This is a genomic window from Desmospora profundinema, from assembly GCF_031454155.1.
GTDB lineage: Bacteria > Bacillota > Bacilli > Thermoactinomycetales > DSM-45169 > Desmospora > Desmospora profundinema.
Map to the genome: position 1 here is coordinate 379,084 of NZ_JAVDQG010000002.1, position 20,221 is coordinate 399,304.

The 20,221-nt window shown below is 48.5% G+C and carries 21 protein-coding genes; 10 read left to right on the forward strand and 11 right to left on the reverse strand.

Annotation, left to right across the window (positions count from 1 at the left end; translation table 11 throughout):
- Window positions 1-205 precede the first annotated feature (205 nt).
- Together JOE21_RS05480 and sigZ are read right to left on the reverse strand one after the other, a co-directional pair.
- Window positions 206-394, reverse strand: coding sequence for a hypothetical protein (locus JOE21_RS05480; RefSeq protein WP_309863383.1), 189 nt, complete (start codon window positions 392-394; stop codon window positions 206-208).
- A 69-nt stretch (window positions 395-463) separates the two neighbouring features.
- Window positions 464-1,057, reverse strand: a complete 594-nt coding sequence (sigZ, locus tag JOE21_RS05485) for an RNA polymerase sigma factor SigZ (RefSeq protein WP_309863385.1) — start codon at window positions 1,055-1,057, stop codon at window positions 464-466.
- A gap of 133 nt (window positions 1,058-1,190) precedes the next feature.
- Here sigZ and JOE21_RS05490 point away from each other — a divergent pair, with 133 nt between their 5' ends.
- From JOE21_RS05490 to JOE21_RS05500, 3 genes are all read left to right on the forward strand, one after another.
- The gene (locus JOE21_RS05490; RefSeq protein WP_309863388.1) at window positions 1,191-2,510 is read left to right on the forward strand and encodes an NAD(P)-binding domain-containing protein; all 1,320 of its coding nucleotides are present in this window, start codon (window positions 1,191-1,193) and stop codon (window positions 2,508-2,510) included.
- A complete protein-coding gene (locus JOE21_RS05495) occupies window positions 2,476-3,726 on the forward strand; it encodes an MFS transporter (RefSeq protein WP_309863391.1) in 1,251 nt (416 codons plus the stop codon). The genes JOE21_RS05490 and JOE21_RS05495 overlap by 35 nt, the downstream gene beginning before the upstream one ends.
- 455 nt (window positions 3,727-4,181) lie before the next feature.
- Window positions 4,182-4,661 carry a glutathione peroxidase gene (locus JOE21_RS05500; protein WP_309863394.1) on the forward strand — a complete coding sequence of 160 codons (480 nt, stop codon included), beginning with the start codon at window positions 4,182-4,184 and terminating at the stop codon, window positions 4,659-4,661.
- 606 nt (window positions 4,662-5,267) lie between these two features.
- Here the strand turns inward: JOE21_RS05500 and JOE21_RS05505 are convergent.
- Window positions 5,268-5,783 (reverse strand): SRPBCC domain-containing protein, encoded by a 516-nt coding sequence (locus tag JOE21_RS05505; RefSeq protein WP_309863396.1) that lies wholly within the window; start codon window positions 5,781-5,783, stop codon window positions 5,268-5,270.
- 31 nt (window positions 5,784-5,814) lie between these two features.
- Window positions 5,815-6,162, reverse strand: coding sequence for an ArsR/SmtB family transcription factor (locus JOE21_RS05510; protein WP_309863844.1), 348 nt, complete (start codon window positions 6,160-6,162; stop codon window positions 5,815-5,817).
- Between the two features lie 1,019 nt (window positions 6,163-7,181).
- On the opposite strand from JOE21_RS05510, the gene JOE21_RS17900 reads away from it, so the two are divergent.
- Both JOE21_RS17900 and sigK read left to right on the forward strand, forming a co-directional pair.
- Window positions 7,182-7,988 carry a four-helix bundle copper-binding protein gene (locus JOE21_RS17900; RefSeq protein WP_510183840.1) on the forward strand — a complete coding sequence of 269 codons (807 nt, stop codon included), beginning with the start codon at window positions 7,182-7,184 and terminating at the stop codon, window positions 7,986-7,988.
- 561 nt (window positions 7,989-8,549) lie between these two features.
- Window positions 8,550-9,260: an RNA polymerase sporulation sigma factor SigK gene (gene sigK, locus JOE21_RS05520; RefSeq protein WP_309863399.1), complete on the forward strand. Its 711-nt coding sequence runs from the start codon at window positions 8,550-8,552 to the stop codon at window positions 9,258-9,260.
- Window positions 9,261-9,375: 115 nt separating this feature from the next.
- Here the strand turns inward: sigK and JOE21_RS05525 are convergent, their stop codons facing one another.
- Complete coding sequence (locus tag JOE21_RS05525; protein WP_309863401.1) at window positions 9,376-10,119, reverse strand: thermonuclease family protein; 744 nt, start codon at window positions 10,117-10,119, stop codon at window positions 9,376-9,378.
- A 223-nt stretch (window positions 10,120-10,342) separates the two neighbouring features.
- Between JOE21_RS05525 and JOE21_RS05530 the strand changes: the two genes are divergently transcribed.
- Together JOE21_RS05530 and JOE21_RS05535 are read left to right on the forward strand one after the other, a co-directional pair.
- The gene (locus JOE21_RS05530) at window positions 10,343-11,746 is read left to right on the forward strand and encodes a S8 family peptidase (RefSeq protein WP_309863404.1); all 1,404 of its coding nucleotides are present in this window, start codon (window positions 10,343-10,345) and stop codon (window positions 11,744-11,746) included.
- 136 nt (window positions 11,747-11,882) lie between these two features.
- Window positions 11,883-12,848 carry a P1 family peptidase gene (locus tag JOE21_RS05535; RefSeq protein ID WP_309863406.1) on the forward strand — a complete coding sequence of 322 codons (966 nt, stop codon included), beginning with the start codon at window positions 11,883-11,885 and terminating at the stop codon, window positions 12,846-12,848.
- 486 nt (window positions 12,849-13,334) lie between these two features.
- On the opposite strand, the gene JOE21_RS05540 is transcribed toward JOE21_RS05535, so the two are convergent.
- Window positions 13,335-13,796, reverse strand: coding sequence for a Rok-like winged helix domain-containing protein (locus JOE21_RS05540; protein WP_309863409.1), 462 nt, complete (start codon window positions 13,794-13,796; stop codon window positions 13,335-13,337).
- Window positions 13,797-14,146: 350 nt separating this feature from the next.
- Between JOE21_RS05540 and JOE21_RS05545 the strand changes: the two genes are divergently transcribed.
- Complete coding sequence (locus tag JOE21_RS05545; protein ID WP_309863412.1) at window positions 14,147-14,506, forward strand: DUF2512 family protein; 360 nt, start codon at window positions 14,147-14,149, stop codon at window positions 14,504-14,506.
- 170 nt (window positions 14,507-14,676) lie between these two features.
- On the opposite strand, the gene JOE21_RS05550 is transcribed toward JOE21_RS05545, so the two are convergent.
- Window positions 14,677-15,045 carry a GNAT family N-acetyltransferase gene (locus JOE21_RS05550; RefSeq protein WP_309863414.1) on the reverse strand — a complete coding sequence of 123 codons (369 nt, stop codon included), beginning with the start codon at window positions 15,043-15,045 and terminating at the stop codon, window positions 14,677-14,679.
- 196 nt (window positions 15,046-15,241) lie between these two features.
- Between JOE21_RS05550 and JOE21_RS05555 the strand changes: the two genes are divergently transcribed.
- Complete coding sequence (locus JOE21_RS05555) at window positions 15,242-15,502, forward strand: hypothetical protein (RefSeq protein ID WP_309863417.1); 261 nt, start codon at window positions 15,242-15,244, stop codon at window positions 15,500-15,502.
- Between the two features lie 305 nt (window positions 15,503-15,807).
- On the opposite strand, the gene JOE21_RS05560 is transcribed toward JOE21_RS05555, so the two are convergent.
- The 4 genes from JOE21_RS05560 to JOE21_RS05575 form a co-directional block, all read right to left on the reverse strand.
- Window positions 15,808-16,161 carry a hypothetical protein gene (locus JOE21_RS05560; protein ID WP_309863419.1) on the reverse strand — a complete coding sequence of 118 codons (354 nt, stop codon included), beginning with the start codon at window positions 16,159-16,161 and terminating at the stop codon, window positions 15,808-15,810.
- 317 nt (window positions 16,162-16,478) lie between these two features.
- Window positions 16,479-17,726: an FAD-dependent oxidoreductase gene (locus JOE21_RS05565; protein ID WP_309863421.1), complete on the reverse strand. Its 1,248-nt coding sequence runs from the start codon at window positions 17,724-17,726 to the stop codon at window positions 16,479-16,481.
- Window positions 17,727-17,991: 265 nt separating this feature from the next.
- Window positions 17,992-18,669 (reverse strand): polymer-forming cytoskeletal protein, encoded by a 678-nt coding sequence (locus JOE21_RS05570; RefSeq protein ID WP_309863423.1) that lies wholly within the window; start codon window positions 18,667-18,669, stop codon window positions 17,992-17,994.
- A complete protein-coding gene (locus tag JOE21_RS05575; RefSeq protein WP_309863424.1) occupies window positions 18,670-19,305 on the reverse strand; it encodes a DUF4004 family protein in 636 nt (211 codons plus the stop codon).
- A gap of 300 nt (window positions 19,306-19,605) precedes the next feature.
- On the opposite strand from JOE21_RS05575, the gene JOE21_RS05580 reads away from it, so the two are divergent.
- On the forward strand, window positions 19,606-20,220 hold the full coding sequence (locus JOE21_RS05580; protein ID WP_309863426.1) for a lipopolysaccharide biosynthesis protein: 615 nt from the start codon (window positions 19,606-19,608) through the stop codon (window positions 20,218-20,220).
- Window position 20,221: the final 1 nt, after the last annotated feature.

Sequence of the window (20,221 nt, forward strand, 5' to 3'; positions counted from 1 at the left end):
ACATTGGCGGGTTTTCCATCTATTGTCTCTCATTTTGCGGCCTGAAGGCCATCACGAAGATCGCCGAGATGGAAAAGAACGATTAAGGGCCTGACTAGTCATTTCATTTTCCTCAAGATAAAGGGAAGGGTGGGATGGCTGGCGGAGAGTCTTTGTGCTGAATGGAAGACAGCCATCCCAATCCATCCCCCTTCAAAAGACGGGGTTAACCACAGCAGGAACTTGTGCTGGTTTTTTCGGCTTCTTTATCGGATGCCGATGAATCACATCCACATCCTTCTTCCCCTGATGCTTTCGCTTCTGCATCCTGCACACAACATGCGTCTTCTACCGGTGTCGGCCCCCCGCAGCAACCTTCGGAAGGATTGTTTTCAAACGATTTTTTTGCACTCATGTGGGTTCCTCCTTGTTTTTGGCTTTCACTGTAGAAGACGGGCATGAAACAAAAAGGACGCAAGATATTCTAATGGCATTTATGATCCGGTGATGAACACTTGGGAGGTGTTGAACAATCGGATTTGACCTCATAGTTCATAATATAGCCCAATCGGTCAAATTCAAAATGGCAGCAGTCCAACATGAATTGCTTTAGTTTTTTTCTGCCCCGTTGAACTCTGGACTTTGCTCCGGAAAAGGAAATACCCAATTTTTCACTGAGCTCCTTTTGTGTATAGCCTTCAAGCTCCGTCATCTCAATCGCTTCCCTGTATTTTAAGGGCAGTTGATCGATCATGGGCCGCAGACATTGGGACAATTCCTTGCTCAAATCTTCATCTTCTTCCTCTTGATCCGGGTTTTTATCAAACTCCGATAAAAACAGAGGCAATTCCTTAACCGGTTCTTTTTTGCGGTAATAGTCGATCAATGCATTTCTGGTGATCTGATAAATCCAGGGTCGTAGCTTTTGTTTATCTTTCAGTTGATCGATTTGCGTATAGATTTTAATGAAGATTTCCTGCAGAACGTCTTCTACCGCATAGGGGTCATGGATGCGTTTGAGTAAGAATTTTTTTAATTGATTGTGGAATTCGTTCCATATAATGTCTATATTCATCATGATTCCCCTCCTAAAAAGGCTCTTATTGTTTCAGACGTTTCATGGTACAAAAGGACGCAACCATCATGTTGCGTCTTTTTTGTCTCCCCACCGTCTCCCTTCATGTCAAAACAATTTAGGAAGGATGGATCTCATGCACACTCAACATTTACCTGTGGCTGTTATTGGAGGAGGTCCGGTGGGGTTGGCTGCCGCGGCACATTTAGTCCGTAAAAGAAAACCGTTTGTTCTGTTTGAAAAAGGCGTGAGCGTAGGTGCATCTGTATTGGAATGGGGTCATGTGCGCATGTTTTCCCCCTGGGAATTCAATATCGATCAAGCGGCGGAAGAGCTACTGTTGCAGCATGACTGGATTTCTCCGCCAAAGGATGAACTTCCGACAGGAGAAGAGCTGGTCAACCTCTATTTATTCCCTTTATCCCGTTTGCCGATGATTCAACCCTTTGTTCTTACGAATAGCAAGGTTGTTGCCGTCAATCGGAAAGGCCTTGACAAGGTAAAAACAGCCGGCCGTGACCAAGTACCCTTTGAAATCACTTATGAAACGAATGGGGTTTATCAAAAGCTGGAAGCCTCTGCCGTGATTGATGCATCCGGAACGTGGTATACGCCGAATCCGGTTGGAGCCAATGGAAACTTGGCCATGGGTGAAAAAGAATTTGCCAACCGGATCTTTTATGGAATCCCCGATGTTAGTGGCAAGCAACGAAACCGATATGCTGAAAAAGCGGTTGCCGTTGTAGGGAGTGGACATTCTGCCATTCATACCTTGCTCAACCTGGAAGTGCTAAAAAGGGATTTTAAGAACACAACCATTCACTGGGTGCTTAGGAAACAGGCCGTGTCGGACACCTACGGCGGGGAAGAGAAGGATGCGCTTCCAGCAAGAGGAGCGTTGGGGAAACACATCCGTCAATTGGTAGAAGAAGAACGAATCCAGGTCCACGCCGGGTTCCGTATTGAGTCTATCCGTCAATCCGAATCAACCTTAACCTTAAGCGGAAACACAAACGGCCAACTTACCTATTTGGATCATATTGATGAGATTGTTGTCAATACAGGAGCACGACCGGACTTCTCCTTTTTAAGGGAGCTGCGTTATGAGAGTAACACATCCATTGAATCCGTACCCGATCTTGCCGAATTAATCGATCCGAATATACACAGCTGTGGAACCGTCAGACCCCATGGAGAGGCGGAATTAAGACAACCGGAAAAGGATTTTTACATCGTGGGCTCCAAAAGTTACGGTCGTGCTCCCACATTTTTAATGGCCACCGGATATGAGCAGGTGAGAAGCATTGTGGCGGCATTGTGCGGGGATTGGGAGGCGGCCAAAAAAGTGGAGTTAAACTTGCCTGAAACCGGGGTATGCGGAACTCAAACTGATAAGGGATCAACATGCTGCGGGCCGGCAAATGTGGAAAAAGAAAACACTTCCTCCTGCTGCTAAAGTCAAACTAGTTGCGCTCATAACGGCTGTGTGCTTACTGGGTGACTCCATGTTGTACGTGGTCCTTCCTATTTTCTGGAGTCACCTGGGCTTAAGCTCCCTCTGGCAAGTGGGGGTCTTGTTATCGGTGAATCGCCTGATCCGAATCCCGGTACATCCTCTCGTCGGCTGGTTTTATAAGCGATTTCCCATAAAGTACGGCCTGTTATTGGCTATTCTGCTTACCGTTGTGTCCACTTTTTCTTACGGTTTTGCAAGATCTTTTGAGCTGTTATTCATTATGAGATGCTTATGGGGAATCGCCTGGGCATTTTTAAAGCAGGCAGGACAATACAGTCTGATCGAAGGGATCCAGCAAACCGGACTTTCCGGAAAACTGACAGGTGTATACAACGGGCTGTCCCGGACGGGCAGCTTGGCCGGTATGCTGATTGGCGGTCTTTTCGCCGGTATGGCGGGGATCCATACGATCTCTTTACTCTTTGCCTTTGCGGCAGTATGGATGGTGCCTCTGGTATGGTTCTATTTTCCCGACCGTTCCAGCGACAACCAATCAGTTGTCACAGCAACCGCTCGCACCAGTGACCGAATCTTTCGTGTTGGCAGGTACACACTCTTCCTTTTGCTGGCGGGATTGATGATCAGTATGGTTTATCAGGGCCTTTTGAAATCTATGCTCAGCTTATGGATCGAGCAACAGGACATTTCTTCCGTTTTATGGATCGGCGGCATCGGGGCGGCTGCACTGGCTGGTATATTACAGGCCATGCGTTGGGCGTGGGAACCGTTGATCGCTCCCTGGGTCGGAAAAGTGACGGATCGAAACCGTTTAAGATTACCCACTCTAGCTGCGACTCTGATCATTGGAAGTGTTCTCATCATCCTGATCTCCACCCATTTACCGGCGGTTGGTTGGCTTGTGGGTGCCGTGTTGCTTCTTGTAACAGCCACCATCAATACGACATTGCTGGATGCTACGGCTGTTGAGCATGCTTCTTCTGCTTCCAAACGTGCGGTCATGATATGGTATTCCATGACGCTGGACATCGGGGCCGCCCTGGGTCCCGTACTCGGTTATGCCATCGCTTCATTGGCTGTGGGTCCGATTGTTCAATGGGGAGCGGCCATACTGCTCATCCTCTCCGCCGGATTCACGATCGCTATGGAGAGAATCGAGAAAGGGAATCCGTTTCTTCAGGTAAACAACACGGATTGATGCAACAGGTTCTCGATTATTGCTAAGCGACTATAAAATTTCTCTACAGGCACGCGCCCAACCGGACGCTCATAAGCCGATAACATCTGTTTTCGGCAACGTGAGTGGAGGTGACGGCGGCGTGCTTGGTTTGTTCCTGGTCGTGATGATCCGCGAAATGATCTGTTTTCGCCTATATTAAAAATAACGCAATTCTCCAGTCTCTCGGTGAAAAGAAAGAGAAAAGTATCGAAAAGCAGATGGACGGAGGGGATAAACATGCCGCAACGTTCGGGTTAAAAAGTGCATGATCATCTTTGGTCACGATGATAAATACGAGATGGGGACCTTCCCTAAATAAAGGCGAGGATTTTCTTTTCCCTCTTGACAAGGGGATCCTGGAGGGGCTATATTTGACTATGTTTATATATAATTTGATTTTTCGATCAAATGGACTTCTAGGGAGGTTGTAAGGCGTGAGCGTTTACGATTATTCGGCCGTCCTCATCGGCGGGGAGGAAAAATCTCTGTCCGATTACAAAGGGCGCGTACTCCTCATCGTCAACACCGCCAGCAAGTGCGGATTCACGCCCCAATATCGTGAACTGCAGGCACTTTACGACCAATACAGGGAACAGGGTTTAGAAGTGCTCGGCTTTCCCTGCAACCAGTTCCTGCGCCAGGAACCCGCTTCCCATGAAGAGATCTGGAAATTTTGCCACATCAACTACGGTGTTTCGTTCCCCCTCTTCGAAAAAGTCCACGTCAAGGGTAAAAACATCCACCCGCTGTACCGCTACCTCACCCGAAAGGCTCCCGGGTTTCTCAGCAAAAAGGTGAAATGGAACTTCACCAAGTTTCTGGTGGACCGCCAGGGTTCGGTCATTAAACGGTACGCTCCCACGACCAAGCCCCAACGCATCCGAAAAGCGATTGAAAAAGCATTGAGCAGCTAGGTGTCGAAACCGCAACGGCACCTGGCTTTTTTCTTTCCTATACGGTCTTTTCTACTCATGGTTGATAGTGGGTGAGCAGCTGGAAAAGCAACGGGGAAGGCACTAGAAAGCGGATTTAAATAGTAGAGCCCGCCAGCTGGCGGGCTTTATCTTTGTCTTGATCTTTTGTCTGTAACTTATTTAGCTATCATTTTTGGGCTTAAAAAAACTTACAATTCGGTACAAGAAGTACCCGATTAAACCGATAAAGGAAACCAAAACAACAATGCCGATGGGGTTTACATTGTGTAGCATGTTCTTTCCTCCATTTACTTTATATAACCGAAAACTTGCCTCCTTTATACCAGAAAACACCCTTTGCGGTTGTGGAGGAGTACGCTACAGATGCGCTGTACCGCTCTGATTCTTGAAGACGGCAGGGACTGGTTTTACTTTTCGAACTGAACGTATTTTTGTAAACTAGTCCAATCCCACCAGAACCGACTATCCCGTAAGCGGCGTGTGTTGCAGTCACCTTTATTAGTATTTCTCGTAACCATTGATTTTTCTACTCCCTTGCATAAGTAATTACCAAACTCAAAGCCAGGAGGCCGTCCCCATATTTCCTTACTTGACCTTGTTCAGACGCTCTTCCAGACGGTCCCAAGTTTCGGTGATGCCCTGTAGCATACCCATGTCCATGACTTTCTTAAGGGCCTCTGCGGACACATATTCAGCACGGCTGACCAGCTTCGTTTTGCCGCCCAGATCGATGAATTCCATCGTGACCTCGGTCGACGGCATGGTCTCGTTCGTATTGCCTTCGGCATCCGAGAAGTAATCTGTGTAGATAATCGTCTCCGGCTCGACAATTTCCTTATAAATGACTTTTCCCCAGGATTCCATGCCGTAAAATTGACCTTGGTTCTGATCGACGCACTTCATGCAGAAGTGCCAAACGCCACCCGGCCGGAAATCGATGTTGCAGACCGGAAGCTCCCAGCCTCTCGGCCCCCACCAGCGCTTGAGATGCTCGGGCTCCTTAAACATCTTGAACACGAGATCACGCGGCGCATCGAAAACGCGCTCCAGCACCAGCACCCGATCATTCTCTACTCTCGAAACCATTGCATTGTTGGACATTTGTAATTCCTCCTCATCCATTTGAATGATCCTATGATTTTTTCTTGTTCTGTAGTTCCCGCAAATAGTAGTCCAGATTGTCGAATCTTTCTTGCATGACGCGTTGGAAGGAGTTCAGCCAAGCATCCAGCGCTTGGAAGGGCTCGGGCCGGAGCTTGTAGATCCGGCGGTTGGCTTCGGCCTTCACTTCCAAAATCCCGTTGTCGCTAAGCACCTTCAAATGCTTCGAGGCTTGGGGCTGGCGAAGCCCCAGCCGGTCGGCGATTTCCCCCACGGTCAGGGGACCGTTGCGCAAGAGTTCGACGATATCCATACGATTCGGTTCGGCCAAAGCCTTAAGCGTCGTCGTCATGTCCATGCCCGGACTCTTCCTTGACATGTCGTTCACCTCGCTAAGTGATGGTCTCTCGGTATGATCATCTCCTTCATCACTATAGTCATCTTCCTGTTGATTCAAATATACATCATGGGGAATATTCTCGTCAAGGGATATTTATAAAAATAGGGATCACGGTATCAATCCGGGAAAAATACACGTTTAGAAATATTTTAAGACACCATTTAACCGACTACCCACATGTTAAAGGAAAACAGTCTGTTAATCAGAATCCATTAGAGTACTACAGTTGTATTTAAAAACAGGCGCAGAGATGGGATCCTTTGCGCTTTTTGCATAGAGATCGAAGACAGTCCGCCAGCCCGACCACCCCCGCTCATATACACTCTTCGCACAAACGCAGAGGTGACTGAGGATGAAGGGATCCTCAACAGCGGAGCAGCCGCATTCTGGTTTTCAATATTAGCCCTCATCGGTGCGATTTTGGTTAAGTTCTGGGCTAAAACTGGAGGGGCAATCATGACTCTATCTGGCCTCGCTCTGTTGTGGAACATTGGACTGTTTGGGATCCTGCCCGGCCTTGTTTTTAATCGCCGCCAGCTTGAGGGGTATTTTCCGAAAAGGAAAACAGCAAGTAAAAAGAAATGTTGCTTAGTCAGATTCTGATTAAACAAGAGAGTTGTTGGATACGTGAACAAGTGGGGATGGATCTTATTTCTGTTATCACCGTTGTTAATCTTGTTTGTTCTTCGGTGGACAGAAAAAACAAACTTGATACGAATAATGATATAGAAAAAGGGAGTTTCATGGACTTCCAACACCTAACCAAATTAACCCCCGATACTGCGGGGGTTTTTATAATTTTACCTTATATAGGATTCACTCCCTTATAAATTTCCTTTACTAGAAAAAAGAACAGGTCTCTCCCTTCCAACCCGTACAGTTCCGCCGCCGAGAATAAATAGGAGTACGGTAACGATAGAATGGTCAAGTAGTGATCAGAAGCAAATGCACCTCACTGGGCATATGTATGTAAGGACTTTTGACCAGGAGGAATCGTTATGTCCGAAAATACCAGTTATGTCAGGGATCATTTCTCTATAGTCCCAATTGTCCAGCATTGTCAAGCAGTCTGTGACCATATGGTCACTATGGTGGCTTCCATGCACGATGTGTCCTATCGCAGTAGACAACTCCTCTTGCTTCGGGATTGTGCCGACATCTGTGCGTTAACTGCCCAGATGTCGGCCCGATCCAGCTATATTTCCAAACAGATGGCACTCCTCTGTGCCCACATCTGTGATCTCTGTGGCCAGGAATGCCTAAGATACCCCGACCCGCACTCCCAGCACTGCGCACAGGTCTGTCTACATTGCACCTCTGTTTGTCGAGCCTATGCCAGTGGTTATGCAAATCAATATAACCAAGAAGGTGATATTGATTTGATCGATTATGGAAAAAGGCCGTTTGTTGTTAATATCAATAAAGCGACTAAGCAAAATAATACATTTCGTACCGCCTTATGGACAGGAGAACATTTACAGGTAACCCTCATGAGTATCGATGTTGGCGATGACATCGGTCTAGAGCTTCATCCTACCGTTGATCAATTCTTACGTATTGAAGAGGGGCAAGGATTGGTTCAAATGGGTGATCGGAAAGATCAATTGGATTTTGAAGCAGAAGTTTATGATGATTATGCCATCATGGTACCTGCGGGTAAATGGCACAATTTAACCAATACAGGGGATAAGCCACTGAAGCTTTACAGTATTTATGCGCCACCTGAGCATCCTTTTGGTACGGTTCATAAAACCAAAGAAGACGCAATGAAAGCTGAAGAAGGGGGGAATCCGAGATACGTGTAATATACCAGATTCAAATAGGGGGAATGATAAATGCCGAGATAGACGTCCAAATCAGGCAAACATATTCAGACATAAAAAACCGCTTCTCCAAAGGAGCGGGTTCTTTATGATACCAATTATAAGCTCTGGACGAGTGGAACAACTCCAAGGAATGGGAATAGCTGATCGCGATAGTACCAAGCATGATAATGCCGCCGAGCCGGTGCCGGAGCGGGAGCTGGCTTCTTCTTCAACCCCTCCGTCAAGCAATCGCATCCGCATGGGCCTCGGCGATCTCCTACAAGAAAGAACCCTTTTTCAAGAAATCCGTATCCTTTTTGGTATCGATAAACATATTTTCCGTCAGACAATCCTTCATTCTCGTAGCCCAGACAACATGAATCCGACCGCTGGCCGTTTCCATGTCTGTTTTTCGACCACGCCCCCTAACCGCATTCTGCTATATAAGGTTTTCTGCATCACAAGAAGGAATTGTTTTTTCCCGTACAGGCACGCGCCCAGCCGAACGCTCATAAGCTGATAACATCTGTTTTCGGCAACTTGAGTGGAGGTGACGACGGCGTGCCTGGTTTGTTTACTTCCCTGGCTGTGATGATCCGCGAAGTGATGCTGTTTGTCGCCTATATTAAAAACAACGCTTTTCCCCAACCCCTCAACGAAAAGGAGGAGGAAAAGTATCTGAAGCAAATGGCCCAAGGCGATAAACAGGCCCGCAACGCCTTGATCGAACACAATCTTCGCCTGGTCGCTCACATTACAAAGAAGTTCGAAAACACCAATGAAGATACGGAAGACTTGATTTCCATCGGCACCATCGGTCTGATCAAGGCTATCGAATCCTATCAGCCCAATAAGGGCACCAAATTGGCCACCTATGCCGCCCGCTGCATTGAAAATGAAATCCTGATGCACCTCCGATCCCTGAAAAAAGCCCGCAAAGACGTCTCCCTCCACGACCCCATCGGCACCGACAAAGAAGGGAATGAGATCACGCTGATCGATATTCTGGGAACGGAACGGGATGAAATCGTGGATGCGGTGCAATTAAAGATCGAGAAGAAGAAGATTTACAACCACTTGTATATCCTGGACGATCGGGAGCAGGAGGTTATCCGGAACCGCTTTGGACTGGCGGGGCTGGAGGAAAAGACGCAACGGGAGATTGCAAAGGAGTTGGGTATCTCCCGTTCTTATGTCTCCCGCATAGAAAAACGGGCACTGATTAAGTTGTTCCATGAATTTTACCGGGTGGGAACCGGGGAGAAGAGATAAGCATATTTACGACCCCGAAAGACCCCAAAAACTGTTGAGAAAGGGGGAAAGGGGTCTTTTTTATGTGTAGTTATCTTTTCAGTGATGGGATCGGAACTTTCCATGGGCATCTTATTTAACCGGCTTCATCTTTGCAGCGATAACCAGCTCTTTCAGCCTCACTTTTCTTCCAAAAAAATACTCGTTGTTCTAATGGGATTTCCTTATAGCGTTTCGGTTCTACACATTTTTTTGTTCGGTAATTTCCTGCGTATTTGTCGGGACTCTTCTCCCTGATACGGGCTCTGAATTCATAAGGGAGTTCGTTGATCGGCGAAGAAATATCCCATATCCCTCGACCATTTTCACGTGCTTCCCGTAAAGCATTTAAAAAATCTTCACCTTGAGCAAAGTTTGGCCAGATGAGATAAGGGACGGCATATCCCTCACGAACCATTTGTAAATTAATATTTTGGCCGTTCTTTCGAATATAAGCAAGCAAACGTCCAAAGGTATCTTTTGCCTCATCCTCAAATACAATGTCCACTTCTGTTCCGATCGGCAATAGTTCTTTTAATCGTTCCGTTGCCATTTCTCCGTACCTTCCCTGACTTTTCCCATTAAAATTCGTTTCAGGAGTATCAATGGAAAGCATCCGAACTTTAGTGGAACCGAAAACCGGCTCGGTCAAATGAACGGTATCTCCATCCACCACTCGCTTAATATGAGAAGAATAGACTTGTTGCGGTTCTAAGGATATATTTTCTGGTGGAACTCGGGTTCCCTCGGGCTGAGTTGGTGGTGGAGCCGATTGATTCAAGATTGCACATCCGGACAACAAAGCGAACACAGCTAAAAAATAAAACAGCGACCTTCGCACCTTCATCTTCCCCTCTACATGTGTGATAAAGCTAAGATGATCTCAAAATAACGGAGAATACACGGTATTTTATTCCACCTTTCAGTCAAATGATTCCAATGGTCCATTAACAGCACTCAAGCATATCGGATTAGTATTTATTGGATATGCGCATATGCATACAATGAACTTTACTATGACAACCTATCAAAAGTAAAAAATATGGTACTTGGAGGTTGTTTTAGTGGAAGAAAACAAACATCATAATGAAAAAGAAATCGAGCCAGTAAGTGTTTTAGTCGAAGTCCGTGCCAAAAACGATGGAAACCGAATGGCAGCCATAAACGCAACGTCTATTGAAGATGAAGTGAAAATTGATATCCCTTCCTTTAAGGTAGACACAAAATTTAAGCCAATCATCATGCGTGAGCAACAAAAAGAAAATGGCACCATGTTTATAACCAATGATACGGATTCCCCTACTCTGACCATACGTGGAACCATTCCCAAAAACAAAATCGAAGAACTGAAGAAACAGGAAAACGTTGTTGATGTTTTTCTTAACCCCAAAGGGGCCATCGCACCGATGCGAGATCCAGTTGATTGCCACCCTGAAACACCCAAAGGGTCTTTGCGTGAAGTGGCAGAGTTTTTAGGTGCAGATAAAATTTGGGGACGAGGCTTTAAAGGGGACGGCATTGTCATCGGAATCGTCGATTCAGGAATCACAGCAGAAGGACGAGCGGACCGGAACGAATGGAGAAAGCCCTTTGTCAAACGAGTGATTGATGGCTTTCGTGAAGATTGGGGAACCTATTCTGATAAAAGGAGCCTTCATGGTAATATGACGGCTACCGACGCACTGGGAATGGCTCCCAATGCCAACATCTACGATATCCGCATATTTTCTAAAGAAGGAATTGAAGAGACGTTTTTGGATATCGTGGTCCAAGCATATGACTGGGCCATTGAGCAGTTTCGTCGTACTGGTAAACCGCATATCCTTTCAAACTCCTGGGGGTTTGTTGGAGCATTTGAAGGGATCACAGACAACCCCAACCATCCCGTGGTCCGTAAAGTGGTAGAAGCCGTTCACGCTGGAATGCTTGTATTATTTTCAGCAGGTAACTGTGGCGATCCATGTTTTAATCCACGTGGTTGCAAAACCGGCGATCATGGACCCGGCAAAAGTATACACAGTGTGAATGGCCATCCATTGGTAATGACCGTAGGAGCAGCCAATATTCAAGGGATCCGTGCCGGATATAGTGCCCAAGGGCCGGCAAACTTTGATCCACGCAAACCTGATTTTTGCGCACCGACACATTTCACCGGCTATCACAACAGTGACACGGGTACATCCGCATCTTGTCCAATAGCAGCCGGAGTCGTCGCTTTACTTCGGCAAGCCAAGCCTCATTTAACCCAAGAGCAGGCTAAACAAGTGCTAATGGAAACCGCAACCGATCTAGAGGAAACCGGATGGGACACCGATACCGGTGCCGGGATGATACAGGCTCATAAAGCGTTTAATCACCTGATGCATATACGAGAGCCAATACCCTCTCATGATGAGCCTCGTGTTCATCCCAGCCGACTTGCCCAAGATAATATTTCCACAGACAACGAAACCATATACCAGCCCTGACATCAGGAAAAACCCAACGCTAGAAAAGTTGGGTTTTTATTAATATGGGAAACAGGAACGTAGACCCCCCTTGAAGAAGAAAAGGGGGTCTTTCTTATAGAAAAATCACGGGGGATATCAGAAAGGAGTGATCCGCGTGAAAGGATCGATCGTGGATGTACCCGGCGTGCTGGTCGGACAAGCGGAGGATCCGGAAGCGCTAACGGGGTGCACGGTGATCCGGGTCCCGGGAGGGGCAACGGGCGGAGTGGATATCAGAGGATCGGCACCGGGGACACGGGAGACCGATTTGCTGAACCCTGTCAACCAGGTGGACCGGGTGCATGCCGTCTGCCTGACGGGAGGCAGTGCTTTTGGATTGGAAGCCGCCACCGGTGTCATGCGATTCCTGGAAGAGCAGAAAGACGGTCTGAACGTTGGAGTAGGCGTGGTGCCGATTGTCCCGGCAGCGGTCTTGTTCGACCTTGCCCTGGGTTTGGCATCCGTCCGGCCCAACGCGGCCATGGGGTATGAAGCCGCCGACCGAGCAAGCCGGAAAGCGGTCGGTGAAGGGAACGTCGGGGCGGGATGCGGAGCTTCGGTGGGAAAATTCGCCGGAATGGAGCGAGCCATGAAAAGCGGTCTCGGCACCTCTTCCAGACGATTGGAGAACGGATTGACTGTAGGGGCCATCGTAGCGGTGAACGCGGTGGGGAACGTGCGGGATCCTGCGACGGGAACCATCCTTGCCGGTGCAAGGGATGAAAACGGGGGCTTTCTGGATTTTATCGACCAGTTCGGGCGGAAAAAAGAGAACGCAGGATACACCGGCACCCACACCACCATCGCAGTGGTGGCGATGAACGCCGACCTGACAAAAACCGAAACCAACAAAGTGGCCCAGATGGCCCATAACGGCCTGGCCCGGACAATTGTTCCCGTACACACCATGTATGACGGGGACACAGTCTTCACCCTGGCAACCGGGGAAGTGAAGGCATCCGTCGATCTTGCCGGCGCCCTGTCGGCAGAGGTTCTAGCAGAAGCGGTGGTGCGGGGAGTAAAGGCGGCTAGGGGAGCGGGGGGATTGCCGGCATGGCGGGATAATCAGGAAAATGGATGAAGCGGGCATGCTGGAGTTTGGGATGGGACGATCCCATTTGCTCCTATGGTCCCAATGGATGTACCAATGAACGGATCGTTCTTGCGGAAGGTTTAATTACCAGGGCAGTACTAGGGCCTGTCTGGTCATTCAATCTTCCGTGAGTAAAAGGGAGGGTCGGTATGGCTGGCGGAGAGCCTTTGCGCTTTTTGCAACGAAACGAAGACAGCCATACCGACCCGGGACCTCGCGCTACGGATTGTTCAGACATGCCCTAGTCCCAGGCAAGAGAAACGGATAAGCCTCACCACCGGGCCGAGTCTACGGCAAAGGGAATGAGGCGCATGAAATGGCTTCGAGCAATCGCGGCCATGCAAAAGGAAAAACAGCCGCACAAAGGTCATGATATGATCCCCTTTCGTTAGACAGCAAGCTCACTACTGTTAACCTGAAGGGGATTTTCTAATGAAAAAAACATGTATCACTGTCAAAAAACGCAGCGGCTTTTTAAGGCTGATATGTATATAAGCCGCGGCCAATCTTTTTGATTGCGGGACAGATCTTCATAATGGCTTGCATCCGTGTCGTCACGTTACTGCCCATGTCTTTCCCGTGTTTTTTTAATTCGTCTTGTATCTGGTTCAAGCGTAGAGGCCCACCATGCTTCTGTAAGCACCTCGCCACTATTTCGGCTGTCTCAATCGTATTTTTGCGAACCCCTTTGGTTTGGCTGAAATCTAGTAAAATTTCTTGCTCAACGAAATGGGGTGCACCCCTGGAGGAGATCATTTCTGATGGCTCATCCTCATAGCGTCTTTCTTCCTTTACTACTTTTTTAGGCACGACTTTTCTAAGATGGTTCAGTTGGTTATGAGGGTTCAATTCCTTCCTGAGATCTTCCAACAGCGCTGCATTCTCCTCTCGGACCACCCGGCGAATGAGTTCCGCCAATTCTTTTTCCAGACTCATCCTTTCCCCTCCTCTTTTTCTTGTCTGAAAGTATGCGATGAAGCATCCAGCGGATGCCCCGCAGTCATCATGATGAACCCACTAGCCGCCAACCGCTTCTGATACTTCTGACACTTTCGCTTGAAATAAGCTTTCTACTTCATAAATTTTTTTCTTATCTCATTCATCTTCTATTTCAGAGTACCACAAGAGGAGCACCTAATTTAGGTGCTTTTTCGTTTCAGCCGATTCCCGGCCTCTGAGCTTGCATAGCATGGCTGTCGGATTGGTTACACTTAAAACATGGGATTGTTCCCGCGACAAAGGCCGTGGACCAAACCCCTATTTCCAAGTGAGAAGGTGACCCTGAGATGAGACATTTATTTTCATTGCTGATAAAGGCCGTACTAACCATATTTCTTCTTTTTATCATCCTCGGTGGTTTTTTTGGTGTATCATTTGCGGATATTTTTCTTATCGGCATCGTTCTGTCTGCATTGGGCTATGTGGGAGATGTATGGATCCTGCCGCGTGTCGGCAATGTGGTAGCAACAATCGCAGATTTCGGATTCGCCCTGATCGTCATTTGGTCCATGGGGTTTTTTCTGTTCGACTGGGATGTTCCCATCCTGAGCTCCACCATCTTCAGTTCGCTGGTGATTGCATTAGGGGAATGGTTTTTTCATAAGTACATGAAAAACACTATACAGGAGAGAGAAGCGATTCCCTAATCTTCTGTTATCGTCCATCGGTGAAGCGAAAAAAACCCATCCCTTTTACAGCGGGGTGGGTTCTTTTATAGTGATATGGAGACGTGATCACAGGCACGCCATCATGCCCAATTTATTTCACCTTCAGATTTTTGAAATAGATAATTTCAGGATCTCCTTCGTCCAAATTTTCAATGAAAACCACTTTTAGCAAACTCCAGTGACTGACAAAGATGATGCATAGCCTTATTTGATTGGTTGGTGGAAGTAAACAGCTTTTCTCCGGGGCAAACTTTCATCAGTTGACACATCAAAGATTTCCCAATCCCTCTCCTTTGAAAGTGAGGGTGAACCACCAGCAGTGAAATAAAGTAATGATCAAAAAAGGTCTGAGCCATTACTCCAAAACCCACAATCTGTTGCTCTTGTCTTGCAACAAAGCACTCATTGGAGTAGATGGCCTGTTGCAGAAAAGGGCGTCTGACCGGACCGTTATATACCATTTGATCCAAGGCGAAGATTTCTTGTTTTCTGTCGATCGTTGCTTCCTCGATCTTCATGTCTTCTCTCCTTTTCGGATTAGAGGAAAACCCCCGGATAACCACCCCCGATCCTCTTACTCCGCGGAATCATGCACACCGTCAAAATTCGGACATATGGTACCCATAACGGGTAAAAGAAAGATGTGGTCCGGTCACTTGTGGTTCCAGCAGATTTCCGGAGAGCTCATCTGATACCCGAAAGGAGGGAGCCTGTATGTATCCTGTGTTCGGCTGGATGCAGCAATCTGTCTATCCGTGCCACTACTGGCATTTCACACAGTTCACCTATTGGTACGGTCCCAATCCAGATCCCCCTCTCCCGGGAGAAATCGGTCCTCCCATGGCTCCTGATATCGATCTTCCCCCTGTCGAGATCGGCCCTCCCATCCCTCCAGGTGTGACGGTCCCACCCGGTGGCTTCGGCCCTCCCGTCGTTCCCGGTGTAACACTTCCCTCCGCTGCCATCGGCCCCTAAGGTTTTGCGGGATCTTTCGATGGATGGAGGGCTGATCACTTTAGTCCTGTGTTATACGATGGAGAGGGAAAGCCCCGTTCATTAGGGTTGGGATGAAGTGAGCGTGGGACAAGGGAGGGAGAAGCTCTCCCGCAAGTCCGACTTTCGTTTGGTATCTTTCAGGTACCGAGCGATAGCTCGTTAACTTGTACCTTGAGAGAGGAATCGATTGGGGTTGACAGGAGGAGAGGCTCCATCCTTTTGAGGTTCAGACGAAAGCCTCCGGGAGAGAGGAGTCGGTTCACACACCCCATGAATCGAGAAGCTCACGGCTTTAACCGCGCAGAGCACGTCACGTAAATCCAGCCGGTGGACGATGGAGAATCCAATTTACTGGCCGTCGTTTTGATCTGCCCCTCTTCTTTTAATTCCATCAGCAATTCATAAACATATTGGCCATCAGTTTCCGAAGCGAAGACGCCTTTGGCAATTTGTTTGGTCGTCAGTGCATGGGGATAATCCCACTCCCTCAAAAATGCCGCCACCCGTTCCTTGTCTTCCCGCCATCCCGCTTGTTTGTCATATCGAAAAAGCCATCTCTTCACGGGATCTTGAATGAAGACGGTTATCCCTGAACCAGCCAAAAAACCGATAGCCACCAGACCGAGTTTGTCCCACATGTCCATCCTCCGCTCCTAGATGTAAATTAAGAAAAATGGAACAACCATGCCCATTATACCACCGGTTAAAAATGAAACGCCCTCAAGTAGAAATAAGCGGACCTGTTCCGCTTATTTATCGATTCCGCCCTCTAACGTGCGGAATCCGCCGAACTCGTCCCCGTAATGGTGGCCACGATCACAAGGAGGTGGATGTTGGTCGATCGTGGGGAACGAGATGGGTCCGCTCCCGATCTCCGCTCTTCATAAGCGGGATCAGGAGCAATACTTACGGAGTAGCCGATTCTTTATCGAGGGTCCCCTAAATACCGTCGTGCCTATCTCGAATGTATTTCTTCCACTGTCTCCTCCCAGTCCACTCGGTAGGAATATATCCAATCAATAGCCCGCTCGTTGACAAAAAATTTAAAAGCAACCCGCATCATCTGATCCCGGAACCACATCCTTACCGGGTCAGAGACCATTTTGTTCTGGCCGTTCTTCCGTGCCATCCTCACCAGCTTTCCCACCCGCTCTTTTCGGAGGGCTTGATACATCGCAAACGCCTTCTTAGAACAGGGGATGTCCCGCAAACATTTGACCAGTACGATCCCGTCTTCCAATGCCATCGACGCGCCTTGGCCCGCATGGGGAGAGGTTGCGTGGGCGGCATCTCCAATCAGGACGACAGGTCCTTCGTACCAGGTCGCTTGATACGGAATATCGTGGATGGGAAAAACACCGATATCCCCTTTCGTGGAACGGATAATCTCTTGGACGGGAGAAGGATCCACCCGGTGCCAATCGAGAAGCCGGCGGCGCCATTTCTCATGAGTAACCGTGTTCAGCTCTTCTCTGGAAGGTTCACGGGGAAACGCAACATTGTTAAACCAGTAGATGTCCCCTGACGGCTTTACCAAATAACCAAAAAACGCCTGTTTGCCGAAAATCATATGCATCGTGCCGGAAGTGGGGGGAATCGATGAATGATGGGCGAACCCGCCAAAACCAACCATACCCGTATAAGTAGGCTGAGGAGAGTCGGGAAAGAGAATCCGACGGGTACGGGAATGAATCCCGTCGCAGCCCACGAGGAGATCGCCGCGGTCTTCTGTCCCGTCCGCAAACCGGGCGGTTACCCTCCCACCTTCATTCACCTGGATGCCTTCCAGTTTTTTGCCGAACCGGACGGGGACGCCTTGCCGAATTGCTTCCTCACGAATCACCCGGTGTAACACCCCGCGTTTGATAATGATCCCGCACCGGCCCCGGGATCCGTTCGGTACATCCCCTAACCGTTTGCCGCCTTGATTCCACATGGTCATTTGTTCGCACAAAAAACCCTGCTCCAGAATCGGATCCTCCAATCCCAATGTCCGGAGCACATCCAAACCGTTAGCGGCAATGTTAAGGAAAAAACCAGCCTGATCGTCCGGGGCTTTTCGCGCTTCAAAAATCACCGGATCAAACCCCGCCCTCTTAAGAAACAGAGCCGTCGCCGGACCCGCAATTCCGCATCCGACAATCAGCACTTTCTTCTTCATCCCGGCGGTACGGCCGGTTTGAGATGCTTTGGTATTTGTCATCCTCTATTCCTCCTCTTCTTCTTTTCAGTTTAAGTAAAACCGGTCGTTTCCGAATCTTGCTGCAGCACGATTTCAAATCAGACTCGGGAAGGAATTCCAAAGCAGTGCCAGCCGCCGTGACCAATTCCTGTTCATAATAAAAAACCGAGCTTTCGCCCGGTCAGGTGATGACAAAGTGAAGCCAGGAAGCGAAGAGATGACCCGGACGAAACTTGCGGTGTCTAGTGTAAAGCGAGGCCAATCCCTCTTCGGTTCCCTCCCATTTCTACCGTTTCACTTTTTCCCCGACATGGGACGTTTGATCCAAATGGAGCTCGCTGTATTCCACACGCTCAACCTTACAACCGGGTCCCAGACGGACGTGGTTGCCACGTACCACTTTGGCGTGGGTATAAGCCAACTCCAGGTCATCCCCTTCGATGGTATTCACTTGGAGTACGGCAGAATGGCGATCAATTCCTACTTTGAACAAGACTGCCTGTATCCAACTTGCTTTTCTTCTGACCCGGATCGTTCCGCCACCGATCTCCCGTGCCTTGCTGCGTCCATATAAAGTGAGATGGATGATTCCCCCGTTTAAAAGACCGTCAATAGAAAACTTGCCTCTCAGATCCAAAAACTCCGCTTCACAATCACCATGCGTGCGAACCTCTCCCCTGATTTTCATTCCTTCACCTGACAACTTCCCGATAATGTCTATTCGTCCGTCCAGCCTCACTTCGTTCGCCTCTAGTTGCCCCCGAACTACGGATGTACCTGTCACCTCTACCTTATGGGCGTGGAGATCTCCATCAACCTCCGACGACCCGCGTACCGTAAAAAGACGGCAGCTGACACCGCCAGCCACTTTTCCCGCTCCTTTAATCTTCACATCTCGATAATCGCCGCCAGCTGCAGATCCTGCGCCATGAATAACTAGATCCTGCACGCGATCTTCTTCCATTTAGACCCCTCCATCCGTTAAATCCAGTTTCATCTTTTCCACACATTTCGCCAGCTGGATCCGGTCCGCCACTTCAGTGTCGGGATCGACATGGATCTTTCCCTCATCCATGGCCAAAATGGCTGTCGTCACTCCCCCTTTACGCAAGAGAAGCACCTGCGCCCGGTGATTCTGGAAGTCAGCCGTCACCGTATCAAACAAGCGCAAGACGATTTTCCCCTCATTCTGTGAGAGCCCCCCGTCCTGCAACAAGGATTCCAGTACGAGGAGAGCCAAAACCGTTCGATGGGAAACGGTTTCCACCCTTTCTCCCCGAACCTGTTCCAACCATTGGAAAGCCACTTCCGAAACCACGTTTCCCTCGATTAATTCGCTTTTCTTCCACACGGAGGTCGAAACGGAAGACAATAAATCGGCAATCTCATCGAGGGAGCGATCCTCTTTCCATGCTTGGATTTTTTGAATACGCGCCAGAACAGCCTCCCGGGGAAAAAACGTTTCCTGCCCCGTAAAAGTGGATTTACGGATGAACCACTCCTCAGGAATCAATTTTTTCCGCTTCCAGCGATACAATTGACCGTAAGAAATTCCGGTCAACTCTAGTAACTCTTTTTTGGATATCAGATCCGGGGTCACCACATCCACCTCCATTCGTAATGTAACATAACACTGTTATAGTATCCAATCCTAAATCGAAAACCGACCCATTTGAAATCCATGTCCACAGTAGGTTCTCCCATACAAAAGCGATTCCGGGTTAAAAAAACAGCTGCCGCATCAAGGCGGCAACCGGTTGATACATGTGATGGATACGGAGCCGAAAACATCAAGCACCGGACCCGTTTTTATACAAAGTTCAGTCGTTATGGCTGTCTTCATTTCGCTGTAAAAAGCACATCAGACGAACCAAAACCATACCGACCCGGGATTTCGTCTTTGGATTATTTAGACACCTTTTACAGCATGGTGGGTCGGGGATTTTTAGTAGGGGCTACCTTTTTTCTTCTGGCACTCACCTATACCATCCAGCCCGTATTAGCCTTCTTGACCGGAAAGCCGGAGTATGTCGCCGCTTACCCCTATGTGTGGCTGCTCGCACTGGGGACCATTCTCCACGGCATGCACGGAATCATCGGCGTAAGTTTGCTGATTCATAAGCAAACCAAGGCCATTTCCCATAGCTTTATCACAGCGGCACTGTTGTTCGTGGCGGGAACATCTTTGCTTATTCCCTGGTGGGGGTTATGGGCACCCGCCGGGATGACTGTCGTCGCATATGGATATGCCATCCTCTCCATCCATCGCAAAGCCCAACGAATCCGCCCCATCGATTTTCGCATGCCCTCCTTGCTCCAGTATTTGACGATATGTATCGCTTGTCTCTCTTTTCTTACCTGGGGGCAAGGACAAGAATGGAATAACGGATGGTGGTTGGGATTGCTGACCTTTCCCATCATGTTCGCTGCTGTATTTGTTACCGGCGTTTTTCAGTGGAAGACGGTACCCCTGATCTGTCGGCGACTCCCTATACTGGTCCGTCGGGGAATATAAC

Excerpts from the sequence above, each read along its gene's own strand:
- JOE21_RS05555 (WP_309863417.1), top strand. The coding sequence starts at position 15,242 with ATGTATCCTGTGTTCGGCTGGATGCAGCAATCTGTCTATCCGTGCCAC.
- JOE21_RS05490 (WP_309863388.1), top strand. The coding sequence starts at position 1,191 with ATGCACACTCAACATTTACCTGTGGCTGTTATTGGAGGAGGTCCGGTG.
- JOE21_RS05495 (WP_309863391.1), top strand. The coding sequence starts at position 2,476 with ATGTGGAAAAAGAAAACACTTCCTCCTGCTGCTAAAGTCAAACTAGTT.
- JOE21_RS17900 (WP_510183840.1), top strand. The coding sequence starts at position 7,182 with ATGTCCGAAAATACCAGTTATGTCAGGGATCATTTCTCTATAGTCCCA.
- JOE21_RS05560 (WP_309863419.1), bottom strand. The coding sequence starts at position 16,161 with ATGTGGGACAAACTCGGTCTGGTGGCTATCGGTTTTTTGGCTGGTTCA.
- JOE21_RS05510 (WP_309863844.1), bottom strand. The coding sequence starts at position 6,162 with ATGTCAAGGAAGAGTCCGGGCATGGACATGACGACGACGCTTAAGGCT.
- JOE21_RS05540 (WP_309863409.1), bottom strand. The coding sequence starts at position 13,796 with ATGAGTCTGGAAAAAGAATTGGCGGAACTCATTCGCCGGGTGGTCCGA.
- JOE21_RS05545 (WP_309863412.1), top strand. The coding sequence starts at position 14,147 with ATGAGACATTTATTTTCATTGCTGATAAAGGCCGTACTAACCATATTT.
- sigZ (WP_309863385.1), bottom strand. The coding sequence starts at position 1,057 with ATGATGAATATAGACATTATATGGAACGAATTCCACAATCAATTAAAA.
- JOE21_RS05550 (WP_309863414.1), bottom strand. The coding sequence starts at position 15,045 with ATGAAGATCGAGGAAGCAACGATCGACAGAAAACAAGAAATCTTCGCC.
- JOE21_RS05565 (WP_309863421.1), bottom strand. The coding sequence starts at position 17,726 with ATGACAAATACCAAAGCATCTCAAACCGGCCGTACCGCCGGGATGAAG.
- JOE21_RS05570 (WP_309863423.1), bottom strand. The coding sequence starts at position 18,669 with ATGGAAGAAGATCGCGTGCAGGATCTAGTTATTCATGGCGCAGGATCT.
- JOE21_RS05480 (WP_309863383.1), bottom strand. The coding sequence starts at position 394 with ATGAGTGCAAAAAAATCGTTTGAAAACAATCCTTCCGAAGGTTGCTGC.
- JOE21_RS05505 (WP_309863396.1), bottom strand. The coding sequence starts at position 5,783 with ATGTCCAACAATGCAATGGTTTCGAGAGTAGAGAATGATCGGGTGCTG.